We start from the raw sequence: 14,950 nt of genomic DNA, 5'->3' as shown, positions 1-14,950 counted from the left end.
GTTCAAAAACCTAAGCTATGAAAAAGACTTTAACCCTTTTTGCGCTGCTGATTATCGGCCTGAACGCCTTTGCCTGTGAAATATGCGGCTGCGGAGTAGGCAATTTTTATATGGGCATTACGCCGCAATTCAACCGCCATTTTATCGGGGTGCGCTATCGGCAAATCGCCTACGATTCACATTTGGGCATAGGCGGCACAAAAAGCCACCTGACCACACATGAACTTTTCCAAACTGTCGAACTCTGGGCGCGGTTTTATCCTACGCAGCGCATTCAGGTAATGGCATTTTTGCCCTACCACGTAAACCGACAAACCGATTACAACCAAACATTCAGCAAAACGCTGTCCGGCTTGGGTGAGGGGACACTGTTGGCCAATTATCGCCTGTTAGACAATACACACGATACCTTGCCGCGACATTTTCGCCATAACCTGCTCATTGGCGGCGGGGTAAAATTGCCAACAGCACGGTTTCGTTTTGACGTATCTGATAATCAGCAAGTTGCCAACCCAAACTTCCAATTAGGCAGCGGCAGCACCGATTTTCTGGCAAATCTTGTGTACGTTGTCCGTGCAGGCAAGTGGGGATTAAGTACGGATTTAAACCTGAAAATAAACACGACCAACGCTGACGGCTATCGCTTCGGCAACCGCATCAGCGGGCAGGCGGCGCTGTTTCATGCACGCAACGTGCGCGGCGTTTCGGTGATGCCCTATGTCGGTGCTTTTGGCGAATACAACCTGCAAGACAACAACAACGGCGTGGTAATTTCCAACACGGGCGGCCGCGCGGCTTTTGCCGTTGGCGGCTTGGAGCTCTACATCGGGCGCGTTTCCATCGGCGGGAACTTTCAGCAGCCCCTGCGGCAGGATTTCGCCAACGGAACAATTAAAACCTACGGAAGAGCAGTTGCCCACTTGACCATCATGATATGAAAAACGTAGAAAAATCCGGCACATTTGTAGACAAACACGGCGAACTGATTTGCTATGTATCGCGGGCAGAGAGAATATGGCTCTACATACGCGCGATATTTCAGGCTTTGCCTTTTGTGGCCGTATTTGTCATATGTGGTTTGTTTATTGTAGAATTTGCCTGTGTTTTAGGATTATTTGCATCGCTCAGTCAAGCTAAACCCGTTTCGGAAGAGTTTTTACTGTACTTTTTTGTATTTTTTGTCAGTAGCATCATCCAATTTGCCGGATTGGGTATCGGTTGGTGGCTGGCAGAGCACAAAGGACTTCGCATACAAGTCTATCCTCAAACGCATAAATTTTCCCTTCCCATCAAAAAAATCACCAACAAACCATTTTTGTTATGAAGCAAATCCATAGAAAAAGCGTGCCTTTTTTCCTGCTGTTCTTTTGCATGGCAATAACAGCACAAGCACAGTCCATTTTTGACCAATGGGCAGAACTGAACTCTTTCCATCAGGTCATGTCGCAAACATTTCATCCTTCGGAGGTAGGGGATTTAAAGCCCATCAAAGCGCGTTCTAAGGAAATGGCAGATAAGGCAAAAATATTGGCGCACTCGGCTGTTCCCCAAAAATTTGATACGCCCGAAATTCGCCAAGCCGTGCAACAACTTGCCAAAGACAGCAAAGCGCTTCACCGATTGGTGAAAAGTTCCAAAGCCACCGATGAGCAAATCAAAAAAGCGCTTGCCGACCTGCACGATGTATTCCATCGGATTGTCGGGCTTTGCAAGCACGAGAACCATTGAGTAGCCCAATAGCAAATAAACCTGACAGTCTTCTATGGTCTGTCAGGTTTATTTATTTGATTTTCAAAAGTTTACACAAAATACTTTTCACAAATCACTTGCGCTTTGGTATAGTGGCTCAATTGACTTCGTTTACCACCATACCGCCTTTCAGGCGAATAATGCGTTGTGTGCGTTGCGCCAGTTCAAGGTCGTGAGTAACTACCACAAGCGTAGTACCTGTTTCGCGATTCAGGTCAAAGAGCAACTGTTGGATTTTACCACTGGTAGCCTCGTCCAAATTGCCCGTCGGTTCATCGGCAAAAAGGATTTTGGGCTCGTTGGCAAAGGCACGCGCGATGGAAATCCTTTGTTGTTCGCCGCCTGAAAGTTGGGCAGGGTAGTGGTCGTGGCGGTCGGCAAGGCCTACTTTGCCCAGTAATTCCATTGCCCGCTGACGGATGTTTTTCATGCCTTTGAGCTCCATAGGCACCATTACGTTTTCCAGTGCGGTCAGGGTCGGCAAGAGTTGAAAATTTTGAAAAACAAAGCCTACATCGCGGTTGCGCAGGCGTGCACGGGCATCTTCGCTCATGGCTTCCAGCGGCTGGCCGTTGAGCATCACAGAACCGGTTGTGGGGCTGTCCAAACCTGCACAAAGCCCCAAAAGCGTGGTTTTTCCGCTGCCGGAAGGGCCTACGATGGCAAAAGTATCACCCGGAGCAATGCCAAAACTGATTTCGTGCAAAACTGTCAGCGCTTTTTGGTTACTATAGTAAGTTTTGCTTAATTTTTGTGCCTCTAAGATGTAATGCGACATAAAAAAAGGGAATGTTCAAAGTTAAGCAAGTCTTCTTAAAAGCAACAATTTTATTGTTGCCTGTATTTTTTCATGCAGCTACTGCCTGTGGTCAAGTAAAAATTGTACAACGGCCGCTTGCCGACAAATGCTCGCGCGCGCGCGACAAAGACAAGCCCGTTACCCACCTGATGATTCATTTTTGCAGCGTTTGCATTGAACAACCTCAAAATCCTTACGATTTAAACGCTATTTGCAAAGTGTTTGAAGACTACGGCGTTTCTGCGCACTACCTCATCGGGCGCGACGGCACGGTTTACCAATTAGTGGACGAAAGCCGCGTGGCGTATCATGCAGGCAAAGGAAAACTGCCCTTCCCGCCCTATTTGGAAAACAGTTTTAACGGCAGTTCCATTGGCATTGAGCTGATGGGTATCGGTACGCAGAAAGAAATGGCCGTTTTCATGGATGCGGAGGCTTACGCACGCATTGCTAAGTCGGATATAGGCTTTACGGAGGAACAATACGCCAGCCTCAAACAACTTATAGCAGATATTCAAAAACGCCACCCCGAAATTAAAATGGACAGGCAGCACATTGTCGGGCACGATGAATATGCTCCCACCCGCAAAACAGACCCCGGCAGCCTTTTTGACTGGAAAAAAATAGGGCTTTGATATTTTCACTAAACGGAAAACTACTATGACGCTCAATGACCTTAAAACAAAAATCAAATCCTACCTGATTACCAGCATAGAATCCGGTAATTTTACGCTGAACGATGAGTTTCGCCCCGAATTACAGCAAGAGGCACGCCGGTTGGGGCTTTCCGATGCTGACTTACAGCGGCTGATAAATATTGTGAGCAAGGAGTTGAATCCCGACGAAATTCTGGAACAGGCTCGTCGCCGTCGGTCGTTGGAAGAAGCACCGACTCCTCCTCCGATTCCGGAGGTGGTTGCATCGCCTGTTGTTGAGCCTGAGGCTGCTCCGCCCCCCATTACCGATGAAGATGAGGCCGCCAATCGCCGCTATGAAGAAGCCTTGGCAGTATTGGCCGCATTGGAGCAAAAAGAAGAAAAAAACGAGCAAGCACCTGAACAACCGCAGGAGGAAGAAGATATTTTCAAAATAGACTGGATTGCCTCAGAGCAACCTCAACAAGAAGACGACGCAGCAGTGGAAGAAGCCCGAAAGCGTGCAGCGGAAGAGGAGGAAGAAAAGCGCCGCATGGAAGAGTTGCGAGCTCGGGAGGAAGCCATTGCCCGTAAAAAAGCCGAGGAGGAAGCCGTGGAGCGGCACAACCGTTTGGTAAGAGAGAAGCAGCAGGCAGAAAACCACGAATTGCCGCCCAAACCGTCATCGGGCGAAACATTGTTTATAGAAGCCAAAAAACCAACTTTTGAAGGCAAAAAGAAATCCTCCGACACCGATACGGCAGCAGGCAGCGGTTTAGCCAAGAAAATCATACCTCTTGTGATTGCATTTGTGGTTTTAGGCGGCGGAGGCATCGCAGCGTTTTTCTGGTATAAAAACAACCATTCCTCAGGCAGTGCGCCTGCCAAAAAAACAGAGACGATTACTTTACCCTCATTTACGGGCAGCAGCAACCTGATAGAAACCGATGTAACAGGCAATTACAGCGGCACTGTTACCAATCGCGGCGAAACAGAACCGGTACAAATTGAAATATACGATATTAAAACGGCTGTTAATCAGCGTCTTAGGTTTCAGTTCAGGGGCGAATTGCAACAGCGCCGACAAAACATGCAAGGCTTTGGCGAGATGGAACTTTCCAAAGGAACGATTTACATGGGACACCGCCTCATGGGCGACGCTGCCATCAGCAAAGCCGACGACGGCACCGTTACAATTCAGGGGGCTAACTTCCAACTCACCAAAAAGCCCTAATTTTGCAGCCTTGAACCCTGTAAGCATGTACGCCAACGACCCCGAACTTAGCGGAAAGTACTTAGGAACTATCAGTCAAGACTTTGTAAAAGTGGCAGATACGCTGCGGGAAGCGGCCTATCAGATTAAAAAACGAGGCATTTCGGACTATCCCATATTTCCTATTTGCAAAATAGAGCAGGCAGTAGGTGCATTGCTGATTCCTCGCGGGCAGATGGAAAACAAATGGAATTACTATGCCTCATTCCTCAGCGAATTTGTTGAACGCGGGCTGGTGGACTTTGAGTTGGAAGAGGAATTTAAAGCCGCTTACAAAGACCCCGAGGAGTTTGCCTGCCTGTTTGTGATTGATTACGACTTCACCAACTTTGTTTTTATTCCCTATCCCGAGGACTAACAGTTTTTATGTACGCCTATATCACCGGTAAATTGGCACATCGCGCCCCGGCAGTTGCCGTCATAGAAAACAACGGTATCGGCTATGAGTTGCGCATTTCGCTGCAAACCTATTCGCAATTGCAGGAAGGGGCTGCGTGCAAACTGTACACCTACTTGCACATCAACAGCAATGATTTTTCGCAAACGCTGTTCGGCTTTTTCTCCGAAGACGAAAAGTCGTTATTTCTGATGCTCATCAGCGTGTCGGGGGTAGGGGCAGGCACAGCGCTGAATATCCTTTCCTCGCTCAGCGCACAGGAAATCCGCGAAGCCATCGCCCGCGAAGATTTGCGTACCCTGCAAAATATCAAAGGAATCGGTTCTAAAACCGCACAGCGGCTCATTCTGGAACTGAAAGACAAAATCCGCAAAGAAGAAGGCGTGGCAGCGGTAGAAAAGGCAAGTTTTGCGGCCATTATCAACCCGCAGTTGCAATCGGAAGCCCTTGCTGCCCTGATGATTATGGGGGTGGCCAAACCTGCTGCCGAAAAAAGCATCGCTGCCGTATTAAAGAAATTCGGCAGCGATATCAGTTTGGAAGAACTCATCCGTCAGGCACTCAAAACAGGTGGCTGACAATTCGCAGGCTTGACTTTTTTGCTGTTCAAAATCCGAATGGCAGCGCCTATTCGCTGAGCAACTTCTTCACAAATCGGTCAAATTCTTCTACATACTCGGTGTAGTAATGCCCTGTGCCGGGGCCGCTGAAGCCCGTATGAATTTTGCGCACCTTGCCTTTTTTGTCAATAAAAATGGTGGTCGGGTAGGCCATTACTGCGTTGAGCATGGGCAGCGTTCTGTTAGCCTCCTCTTTATCGGTTGAGCCGGCAAAAAGCACTTCGTAGTTTACTTTCAGGCGCTTCATCATTTTTAAAATGCGGGGCTGCGCCTCTTCAAATTTGGACGAACGCTCATAGGAAAGGCCTATCATTTCTAATCCTTTGTCTTTGTTGGCATCGTAGTAAGGCGCTAAAAATGCAGTTTCATCCATACAGTTCGGGCACCAAGAGCCGAGCAACTGCACCACTACTACTTTGCCTTTGTAGCGCTCGTCATCTATGCTGACCATTTTGTTTTCCATATTCGGAAAGCGGAAACTCAGGCGGTCATAACCTTCTTTCAGAAAAGTAAGTTTTTCGGGGTCGGGCAGTTGTGCGTTGTCGTTGCGCTTTGCCTGCCAGCGACGGTTGCCGCTAATACCCGACCATGTTTCACCTGTAATTGCATCGCCGCTGACAGTGCCTTCAAACAGCAAAATGCTTTCTCCGTTGAAGGTTGAAAGGCTGAAGCGATTGTCGCTCACCTGACCTTCCAAAAAGCGATAGTCGCCTGTGGGGGTTAAAAATGTACCTGTCAGGTGATTTTCCTGCTGTGTAAAAACACCTACCGCTTGCGAGGTGCGCCCGTCGGCATTGGTGAAGGTAACATCCCATTTGCCCGACATTTGCACCGTAGCTTTATCAGGATTCTTATTGAATCTGTGTGTTTCGCCGTGTTGAGCCTGAAAAGGTACGCGATAGATGGCATTGCCGGGCAAATTTTTGCTGAAAACACCTGTCAGGCGGTTGCCTTCGGCTTTGGCAATAATTTCCGAATCAAAAACGGGCATGTTGATAACCAGCGAATCGTTGCGATAGCTGATATCGGTGGCTTCTATGCGCTCCTCGCCGTTGCGAATAACAAACATCGGCAGTGTATCCTTACGTGCCGTTACCTCCATCAAAAAAGGAACTTCTTTGTTCTGAATAGTCAAAACGGCGCGCCAGATGCCCGTTGGGACATTCTGTGCCTGCAAACCAAGTGTAGTTGTAAGCGAAAAGATGGCAAATGCAAGTATTTTTTTCATGGAAACCGATTAATAGTGTTGTTTAATAAATCCGTTAAAGCCCTTGGCTTTTAGCTTGGCAACAAGTTCGCGAGCCTGTTCGGGCGTACCTTCACCTGCTATCACGCGGAAGATGCGGGTTGAGCCTGACCATCCCGTTTGTATGTAAACATCGGCAAGGCGGGTTTGTTCTACATTTCGCCCGATTTGGATAGCCGTTTCTAACTTGTTGTAAGACCCTACTTGTACGCCGTGCCCGTTCGGATAGGTGATTGTGCCGTCTAATTTGTAGGTATTAATTCCTGCAAAAGTTTCGGCATCAACCGGTTTGCCGGCAGGCGTTTCTTTGTTTTCCGGTTTGGGTTTGTTTTCCTGAACGGGCGGTTTTTGTTCCCGCTTCGGCTCAGGTTTGGGCTCCGGTTGCGGCTGTGTTTCGGGTTTGGGTTGCTCCGGTTGCGTAGTATTGCTTTCCTGCTGATTTTCAGGAGCTTTTTCACGCTTGCCTAACAGGCGGCGGATGCGTTCCAATACCGAACGGCGTTTGTTTTCCTCACCCTCGGCAGGTTCTTCCTTCGCGGGCGGATGTGTCCTGATGCCTTTTTCTTCCTGTTTGCGGATGCGTTCTTCGTTGGCTTTGCGCTCGCGCTCGGTTACAGGGCCTGTTTCTACATAAATCACCTCCAACAGAACGGGGGCTACACCGCTCCGAAGCATATCAATTTTTGCCGCAGCCGCTTTTGATAAATCTATGATGCGGTCGCCGACATAAGGGCCTCTGTCGTTAATCCGCACAATAACGGATTTGTTGTTGCGCGTGTTTGTAACCCTTAATAGGGTATGAAACCTGATGCGCGGATGAGCCGCAGTCAGTTCGTTCATGTCAAACCTTTCACCATTGGCTGTTTTGCGGCCATGGAACTGCTCGGCATAGTAGGAGGCTTCGCCGCGCTGGGTGTAACCCACCCGATTGTATGACTGGTCTAAAGGCGCTACTGTCAGTTGCAGGGGTAGCAACAGAATGAGTAATAGGAACAAATGTTGTTTTCGCACGTGAAGTCAGGTTAGGTTTGGGGTAAGTTTTAGGCAATAGGGCTTATAAATGCGGTTTAATGATGGCTTGCAATTGATGTTTGGTTTTCATCTCTTTGGCTGCTTTTTCGGCTGCACCTTTGTTAGGATATTCTCCTACAATCACGCGATAACTTACCTTGCTTCCCGAGCCGGCAACTTGTATGTACACCTTGCCTAATTTTTTCTTCTCCAAATTGACGGCTTCTTTAACGGCTTTGGCAGACTCGTTAAATGCGTGCAGTTGCAGTCCAAAACCTTTTACGGCAACTTTTATGCCGCGAGTATTGTAAGTGCCTGCTTGTGCAAAAGGTTCTTGCTTGCCTGTTTTCCCTTTGGTTTTATCGGGCATATTTTTCCCTACGCTCCGAGCCGACGAAGCGGATGACTTACTGTTGTTCTTGGCTGGGGGTTTGGTTGTTGTTGCCACGGGTTGCGCCGATGTTTCCTGCGACGGCTGTGTGGCAGGCGCAGCAGGTATTTCCTCGTTGTCGTAATATACCCGTTCCTTTTTGTCGGTTTGCGGACGGTTGGCATTCACTTCGCGGTAGGCATCGGCAACCACTTGTCCGCTTCTGGGAAGTTTGGCGGGGCTGTATTCTATGCGGAGTGTGGCTTCCGCTCCGGTAATGCCCAGCGAGTCGGCTGCTGCTTGCGAAATTTCCATGGCATAGGGCAGGTTTTTGGGTAATTTTCTGACCACTTTTAGCACTACCTGCCTGTTATTGGCCGCATGGCTTGCATGAAGTACCGTACCGGGCGGCAGGCTGTTATGTGCGGCTGCATTCCAGTTGTCGGATGCGCCGAGGGCTACCACCTTTGCACTGACCGTCGCCGATTGGCGCTGGGCGGCCAATGGCAAAAATGCCATGCCCGATACCGTCCATGCAACAAATAATATTGCTATCCGAAAAACCTTTCGCATTTGCGCAGATTTTACACTATTTTAACACCCGACTTTTGAAAGCCTTATTAAAACAACAACCCAATCACTGGTTACATTATTTTGCTCCTTCCATCCGTTTGAAGATGAAAAAACAATTTCCGGTCAAATTAACACAAAACAAAATAAAGTTACTACTCAGCAGTGTGCTGATGTTAGCTTTTGTGTCTAATGTATCGGCGCAGGGCAGACAGCCGCGCAGTGCCGCCGGGCAGCAGACTATTAGCAAAAAACCGCTCCACCACGGCGTTTATGACAGTTGGAAAGAAATTGCCGAAACACAAATAGCCAACAACGGGCAATTTGCGGTTTTTGCCATCAATCCGCAAGAGGGCGACGGGAAACTGCTCATCAAAAACCTGACCAACAATCAGGAAGACTCTGTGCCGCGGGCTTCGGGTTCGCGCATCAGTTTTGATGGAACACATGTGGTTTTTCGCATCAAACCGCCGTTTGAGCTGATGAAAAATCTGCGCCGACAAAAGAAAAAGCGCGAAGAAATGCCGCGCGATACGCTGGGCATCTACGATGTAGCAAGCCGCCGTACCGTTCGCATCGGAGAAATGCAATCGTTCAAAATACCTGAAAAAGCGGGCGGATGGTTGGCCTATCAGTTAGAGCCTGCACTGCCTGCCAAACCTGCTGCCAACAACGCCAAAGCCGATACGGCCAAAGCGGCAAAACCTACCAAAGCTCCCAAAAAAGAGAGTGCCGACAACGGCTCCAAATTGGTGCTTCGCAACCTGAAAACGGGCAAAGAAACCGTTTTCCCCTTCGTTACGGACTATAATTTTGCCGTGTATGGTCAGGCGCTGACCTTTGCCACCACAGGCAACGACAGCACACTGCTGCCCGGCGTATATCGCTACGACTTGGCCAAAGAGCAATTGCAGCGCATTGCATCGGGCAAAGGCAAATACAAAGGGCTTTCCATCAGCGAAGACGGCGCGGGCATCGGCTTTATGGCTAACCGCGACACAGCCAAAAATGCGAAGTACAGCTATGCGCTTTGCGTTTGGCAAAACGGACAGGACACGGCGCGGATAGTTGCCGCACAGGGTGCGGATTTTATGCCCAAAGACTGGATTATCAACGAAAATGCCGGCCTCCGCTTTTCTAAAAACGGCAAACGCTTCTTCTTCGGCACATCGCCCAAGCCTTTGGAAGCCGACACGACGCTATTGCCCGAGGAGGTAGTACAGGTAGATATTTGGAACTGGCAGGACGGCTACATTCAGCCGCAGCAAAAAGTGCGCTTAGAGCAGGACAAAAAGCGCAGCTACATGGCCGTTTACCATTTGCCCGAGAACAAATTGGTACAACTTGGCGATGCTAACTTTCCCACTATCAACGTAGGCGACGAGGGCAACTCCGTATGGGCAATAGCCGAAAATAATCAGCCCTACATTACCGAGGTAAGCTGGAACTGGAACGCCGACAGCGATATTTACCTCATCAATGTTACCGACGGCAGCCGTAAACTCCTTGCCAAAGGTGTGAAAGCCAACCCTGCCCTTTCGCCGCAGGCTACCTATGCGTACTGGTTCAATGCCACCGACACGGCACTCTACGCCTACCATATCGGCAGCGATAAACTCTTCAAAGTTTCTAATGACAAGCGTTGGGTAGATGAAGAAAATGATTCGCCTGATTATCCGCGCCCGTATGGTGTAGCAGGATGGACAGAAAATGACCGCGAAATATGGGTAAATGACCGCTACGATATCTGGGCGATTAATCCGCAAAACGGCCAGATGCGTAACCTGACCAAAGACGGCAGAACCAAGCGATTGACCTATCGCTATGTGCGCTTAGACAACGAAGAACGCTTCATTGACAGCACAAAACCCGCTTTGCTGCGCACTTTCAGCGAAATATCAAAAGAAAACGGCTTTGCCCGCATGGAGTCCGGTTGGCAGCCTGTGGCACTGCTAAGCTCCGAACACACATTCGGCAACATAATAAAAGCCAAAAATGCCGATAAACTGCTGGTTACTCGCGGCAACTTCAACGAATTTCCCGATTTGTATGTAACCGATTTGAGTTTTGCCAATTTGCGCCGCGTCAGCAATGCCAACCCGCAGCAGGCAGCCTATCTGTGGGGAACAGTGGAGCTGGTAAAATGGACTTCCGATGACGGCATTCCATTGGAAGGGCTGCTCTACAAGCCCGAAAACTTTGATGCAACAAAGAAGTATCCGATGATTGTTTATTACTACGAGCGCAATTCGGAAAACCTCTATCAGCACCATGCGCCTTCTCCGGGGCGTTCCATTATCAATTTCAGCTACTATACAAGCAACGGCTATGTGGTTTTTGTACCCGATATTGTCTATAAAATCGGCTATCCGGGCGAAAGTGCATACAACTGTATCATGCCGGGCGTAATGAAGATACTTGCCAAAGGTTTCATAGACCCGCAGCGCATCGGTTTGCAGGGGCACAGTTGGGGTGGCTACCAAACGGCTTACATGATTACGCGTACCAACCTGTTCCGCGCGGCAGAAGCGGGCGCACCTGTGGTAAATATGACCAGTGCCTACGGCGGCATTCGTTGGGAAAGCGGCCTGAGCCGTATCCACCAGTATGAACATACGCAAAGCCGTATTGGTGGCACTTTGTGGGAAAAACCGCTCCACTTCCTCGAGAACTCTCCGCTGTTTTATGCGCCCAAAGTGAATACTCCCGTACTGATGATGCACAACGACGACGACGGTGCAGTACCTTGGTATCAAGGCATTGAGTTCTTCATGGCATTGAAGCGCCTGCAAAAGCCCGTATGGATGCTTAACTACAACGGTGAAAAACACGGCCTTACCCAGCGCAAAAACCGCAAAGATTTCACCATCCGCATGTCGCAATTCTTTGACCACTACCTAAAAGGTGCTCCCATGCCTGCATGGATGGAAAAAGGCGTGCCCATGACGGAAAAGAGCATTAATCTGGGCTATTAGGCATTAAACCTCCGAATGAAAACCTGAAAATCAGGTGTTAAAAAAATCCCGACGGCTTTAAAAAACCATCGGGATTTTTCCATTCGGGCCAATTTAAATGCGCTACATAAAAGCGCAAGTGTTTTGCGAAAAATGCCTTTTGTATGCAGATGCTTTTAAATCCAAAATCCTGAATCTGTATTCTGAGCCGCTTTTGTTCGCCTGCTTACAAATAAAAAACCCGTTGGCCGGAGTTGGCAACGGGCAGGTTTATTTAAACAGTCATGATATCTTTTTCTTTCAGCTCCAACAGGTCGTCAATTTGCTTGATGAACTTGTCGGTGAGGTTTTGCACTTTGGTTTCCGCTTTTTTCACATCGTCCTCGGGTACTCCCTCTTTTACCAGCTTGCGGAGACTTTCGTTGGTGTCCTTGCGGATATTGCGGATGCTGATTTTGCCGTTTTCGGCTTCGTTTTTAGCTTGTTTTACCAATGCACGGCGGCGTTCTTCGCTCAACGGCGGGAGCACGATACGTACCACTTCACCGTCGTTGGTGGGGTTTACGCCCAAGTCGCTGTTTTTAATGGCTTTTTCAATTTCAAACAACATGGACTTTTCCCATGGCTTAATCACAATGGTGCGCGCATCTGTGGTGTTGATGTTTGCCACCTGTCCGATAGGAGAATTAGAGCCATAGTAGTTCACATAGAGGCCATCCAGCATGGAAGGAGTTGCCTTGCCTGCACGGATTTTAGTGAACTCCTGTTGCGTATGTTTGACCGCCTTTTCCATTGATTCGGCAGCGTCGTCCAGATACATATTAATCTCTTCCATGATATTGAGATAGATTTAGAATGATGACAAACTAAGAAATGAGTGTTCCGACTTCTGCGCCCTGTACTAACCGGAGCAGGTTGCCGGGCATATTCATGTCAAATACAATAATGGGCAGGTTGTTCTCTTTGCAAAGCGTGAAGGCGGTCATATCCATCACATTCAGCCCTTTGGCATACACTTCGTCAAAAGAGATGTTGTTGTAGCGCTGTGCATCAGGGTTTTTTTCGGGGTCGGCTGTGTACACACCATCTACGCGTGTGCCTTTGAGTACCACATCAGCCTCAATTTCAATGGCACGGAGGCTGGCTGCCGAGTCAGTAGTAAAGAAGGGGTTGCCTGTTCCGGCACCAAAAATCACTACGCGACCTTTTTCTAAGTGGCGCACAGCACGGCGGCGAATGTACGGTTCACAGAGTTGCTGCATTTGAATGGCAGACATCAGGCGGGTCTGTACGCCGATTTTTTCTAATGCGCTTTGCAGTGCCATGCTGTTAATCAGCGTTGCCAGCATACCCATATGGTCGCCCTGTACGCGGTCTATTCCCGATTTTTCAGCCTGAATACCTCTGTAAATATTCCCCCCCCCAATAACAATGGCAACTTGAATGCCTGCATCTACTACTTTTTTTATTTCCTGCGTGTATTGTCCGAGGCGTTCGGAATCAATGCCGAACTTTTGTTCGCCCATCAGGGCTTCTCCGCTCAATTTGAGGAGGATACGCTTGTATTTCATGCTAAAAGTGGTGTAAGGCGCGGCAAATATAAACAGAATTTTACCTGCTTGCATATTTCCGCTGCGAACAGTTTACAAACCGCCCTTTGTGGCATAGTAGGCGTTTGTTGCGGCTACTGTTTTTCGTCCGGTGAGGGTGGGGTAACGGCAGCGCGGGTGATGTAGAAAACCCGTTTGCGTCCGAAAGGAGTTTCAGGCGAATTTTGTTTCATGTCCTGCTTGCCAAACAGAATAAAATGGTTACCGTACCACCATGCAGCCTGCTCGTTCTCGCGGTCGCCGATAAGGTTTTTCTCTTCTGCCTTAATGGGTACTTGGGTAGTGAGCAGCGTATCTACGGGCAGACTTTTGTAGGTTCGTTTGTAGTACAATTTATCCTTGTTGTAATGAATCATTTGGAGGCGGTCGTTGTCAAAGTTGATTTTGACCAACTCCTCAGGCAGGCGCGTTTCCGTGTCTTTATACTCAAAGCTGTTGTCCCACAGCAGTTTACCCGATTTGTCAAAGGCGCAGATAATGGCGTGCTTGTAGCGATACGATGAGGGCGTGCGATTACCTTCGCGCGGGCGCACTAAGTTTCGGTCAAGCCAGAACAGATTATTGTAGCTGTAAAATACCGGATTCATGGTGTTTACTACGTAAGAATTGAACAATTGCGGCGAGTTAAAACTATTGAACCGCGATATGTTGTTTTCCATGAACACCGGAATATAGGACTCGGCCACAAACAAAATACGGTCTTGCGTAACGAGGAGGTTGCGGGCAAAAAAGTGATAGTCTAATTTCGGAATTTTGCCGTCTTCGCGTTTGTCTTTCATGCGCATAATGGTACGTTCGCGGCGGCGTGGCGGCATGTAATTGAAAAAATTTTTCAAAAAACCGAAGTCATAAAACTTGATGTCCTGTCGTTCGTTTTTGTCAAATGTTGCTACGTAAACCCCTTGTGATTTTTCTTTTCCCGTCAGCGAATACAAGCCCAGCAACAATTGTTTTTCCTGACTGATAAAGTACGGGCGGAAATTGACGATACCGTACTCGTCTTCGGTAGGAACAACGCGCTTATGCAGCAACTGCCCCTCGCCGTTGTAGATGTAGTAGTAAAAGCTGGCTTTTCGGCGCACGCTGCTCGACACAATCACACTGATGGCGTTTGTTTCGGGGCTGACATCCATGCGGGAAATCTGCCCTTTCAACTGGCTCAGCGAAGGTAGGATTTTGGGTTTGCTGCGCATGTAGTCATAGTGAATCACTGCCGGGTCGCCATTGACTTGACCGCCCATCAGAATCACGTCGTTCATCACGGCAAACTGGCTGACCTGCATATCTACGATTTTATCGTAGCGAATCATGGAAAGTTGCCCGCTGACCGTATTCAGTCGCAAAATATCGTATTTAAAATCTGCTTTGGGAATCAAAAAAAACAGTTTTTCACCCTGCCATGCGTAAATATTCATGTTAGAACTTGCATCCAACACATAGCGTTGTGCCCACTGCAAATTGAGCGCGGTATCGTACTTGGCGATGGTCATCTCCTTGCGTAGGTTGCGCAGTACTTCCTCGCCTTCAATAAACACCAGTAAGCCATCTATACCAAGCGGCATAACGCGATATTCGGCCATACGGCGGCCTGTCAAATCAAATTCTATCCGTTTTTCTGCCGTTACAAGGGTTGAGTCCAACTTTTCGGGCATAGCCTGCGAAAAGACAGTCAGCGGTAACAGCCATCCGAGCGCAATAATCAGGTAGCGGTGCATG

At 48.6% G+C, this 14,950-nt stretch carries 15 protein-coding genes; 8 read left to right on the top strand and 7 right to left on the bottom strand.

Annotated features, from left to right (window positions below; all coding sequences use genetic code 11):
* Positions 1 to 17: 17 nt before the first annotated feature.
* From NDK19_RS10960 to NDK19_RS10950, 3 genes are read left to right on the top strand one after another with little or no spacing between them, the layout of a single operon-like run.
* Positions 18 to 938 (top strand): hypothetical protein, encoded by a 921-nt coding sequence (locus tag NDK19_RS10960; RefSeq protein WP_250631924.1) that lies wholly within the window; start codon positions 18 to 20, stop codon positions 936 to 938.
* Positions 935 to 1,324, top strand: a complete 390-nt coding sequence (locus NDK19_RS10955; RefSeq protein ID WP_250631923.1) for a hypothetical protein — start codon at positions 935 to 937, stop codon at positions 1,322 to 1,324. The genes NDK19_RS10960 and NDK19_RS10955 overlap by 4 nt, the downstream gene beginning before the upstream one ends.
* Positions 1,321 to 1,728, top strand: a complete 408-nt coding sequence (locus tag NDK19_RS10950) for a hypothetical protein (protein ID WP_250631922.1) — start codon at positions 1,321 to 1,323, stop codon at positions 1,726 to 1,728. Before NDK19_RS10955 ends, NDK19_RS10950 begins: the two co-directional genes overlap by 4 nt.
* 118 nt (positions 1,729 to 1,846) lie before the next feature.
* Here NDK19_RS10950 and NDK19_RS10945 read toward each other — a convergent pair whose 3' ends face one another.
* Positions 1,847 to 2,527, bottom strand: coding sequence for an ABC transporter ATP-binding protein (locus NDK19_RS10945; RefSeq protein WP_250631921.1), 681 nt, complete (start codon positions 2,525 to 2,527; stop codon positions 1,847 to 1,849).
* A gap of 53 nt (positions 2,528 to 2,580) precedes the next feature.
* Between NDK19_RS10945 and NDK19_RS10940 the strand changes: the two genes are divergently transcribed.
* From NDK19_RS10940 to ruvA, 4 genes are read left to right on the top strand one after another with little or no spacing between them, the layout of a single operon-like run.
* On the top strand, positions 2,581 to 3,183 hold the full coding sequence (locus NDK19_RS10940) for an N-acetylmuramoyl-L-alanine amidase (protein WP_250631920.1): 603 nt from the start codon (positions 2,581 to 2,583) through the stop codon (positions 3,181 to 3,183).
* Positions 3,184 to 3,208: 25 nt separating this feature from the next.
* The gene (locus NDK19_RS10935; protein WP_250631919.1) at positions 3,209 to 4,417 is read left to right on the top strand and encodes a flagellar basal body-associated FliL family protein; all 1,209 of its coding nucleotides are present in this window, start codon (positions 3,209 to 3,211) and stop codon (positions 4,415 to 4,417) included.
* A gap of 10 nt (positions 4,418 to 4,427) precedes the next feature.
* Positions 4,428 to 4,814 carry a hypothetical protein gene (locus NDK19_RS10930; protein ID WP_317207168.1) on the top strand — a complete coding sequence of 129 codons (387 nt, stop codon included), beginning with the start codon at positions 4,428 to 4,430 and terminating at the stop codon, positions 4,812 to 4,814.
* 8 nt (positions 4,815 to 4,822) lie between these two features.
* The gene (ruvA, locus tag NDK19_RS10925) at positions 4,823 to 5,431 is read left to right on the top strand and encodes a Holliday junction branch migration protein RuvA (RefSeq protein ID WP_250631918.1); all 609 of its coding nucleotides are present in this window, start codon (positions 4,823 to 4,825) and stop codon (positions 5,429 to 5,431) included.
* Positions 5,432 to 5,480: 49 nt separating this feature from the next.
* On the opposite strand, the gene NDK19_RS10920 is transcribed toward ruvA, so the two are convergent.
* From NDK19_RS10920 to NDK19_RS10910, 3 genes are read right to left on the bottom strand one after another with little or no spacing between them, the layout of a single operon-like run.
* Positions 5,481 to 6,701, bottom strand: a complete 1,221-nt coding sequence (locus NDK19_RS10920) for a TlpA disulfide reductase family protein (protein ID WP_250631917.1) — start codon at positions 6,699 to 6,701, stop codon at positions 5,481 to 5,483.
* A gap of 9 nt (positions 6,702 to 6,710) precedes the next feature.
* Positions 6,711 to 7,730 carry a septal ring lytic transglycosylase RlpA family protein gene (locus NDK19_RS10915; protein ID WP_250631916.1) on the bottom strand — a complete coding sequence of 340 codons (1,020 nt, stop codon included), beginning with the start codon at positions 7,728 to 7,730 and terminating at the stop codon, positions 6,711 to 6,713.
* A gap of 43 nt (positions 7,731 to 7,773) precedes the next feature.
* The gene (locus tag NDK19_RS10910) at positions 7,774 to 8,673 is read right to left on the bottom strand and encodes an SPOR domain-containing protein (RefSeq protein WP_250631915.1); all 900 of its coding nucleotides are present in this window, start codon (positions 8,671 to 8,673) and stop codon (positions 7,774 to 7,776) included.
* A 170-nt stretch (positions 8,674 to 8,843) separates the two neighbouring features.
* On the opposite strand from NDK19_RS10910, the gene NDK19_RS10905 reads away from it, so the two are divergent.
* Positions 8,844 to 11,645 carry a S9 family peptidase gene (locus tag NDK19_RS10905; RefSeq protein WP_250631914.1) on the top strand — a complete coding sequence of 934 codons (2,802 nt, stop codon included), beginning with the start codon at positions 8,844 to 8,846 and terminating at the stop codon, positions 11,643 to 11,645.
* Between the two features lie 253 nt (positions 11,646 to 11,898).
* On the opposite strand, the gene frr is transcribed toward NDK19_RS10905, so the two are convergent.
* The 3 genes from frr to NDK19_RS10890 form a co-directional block, all read right to left on the bottom strand.
* A complete protein-coding gene (frr, locus tag NDK19_RS10900; RefSeq protein WP_250631913.1) occupies positions 11,899 to 12,459 on the bottom strand; it encodes a ribosome recycling factor in 561 nt (186 codons plus the stop codon).
* 31 nt (positions 12,460 to 12,490) lie between these two features.
* Positions 12,491 to 13,195, bottom strand: coding sequence for a UMP kinase (gene pyrH, locus NDK19_RS10895; protein WP_250631912.1), 705 nt, complete (start codon positions 13,193 to 13,195; stop codon positions 12,491 to 12,493).
* Between the two features lie 113 nt (positions 13,196 to 13,308).
* Positions 13,309 to 14,949: a hypothetical protein gene (locus tag NDK19_RS10890; protein WP_250631911.1), complete on the bottom strand. Its 1,641-nt coding sequence runs from the start codon at positions 14,947 to 14,949 to the stop codon at positions 13,309 to 13,311.
* Between the last annotated feature and the right edge of the window lies 1 nt (position 14,950).

The sequence above is a fragment of the Rhodoflexus caldus genome (genome assembly GCF_021206925.1).
Taxonomy (GTDB): Bacteria; Bacteroidota; Bacteroidia; order Cytophagales; family Thermoflexibacteraceae; genus Rhodoflexus; species Rhodoflexus caldus.
This window is presented reverse-complemented; position numbering and strand designations above follow the sequence as displayed.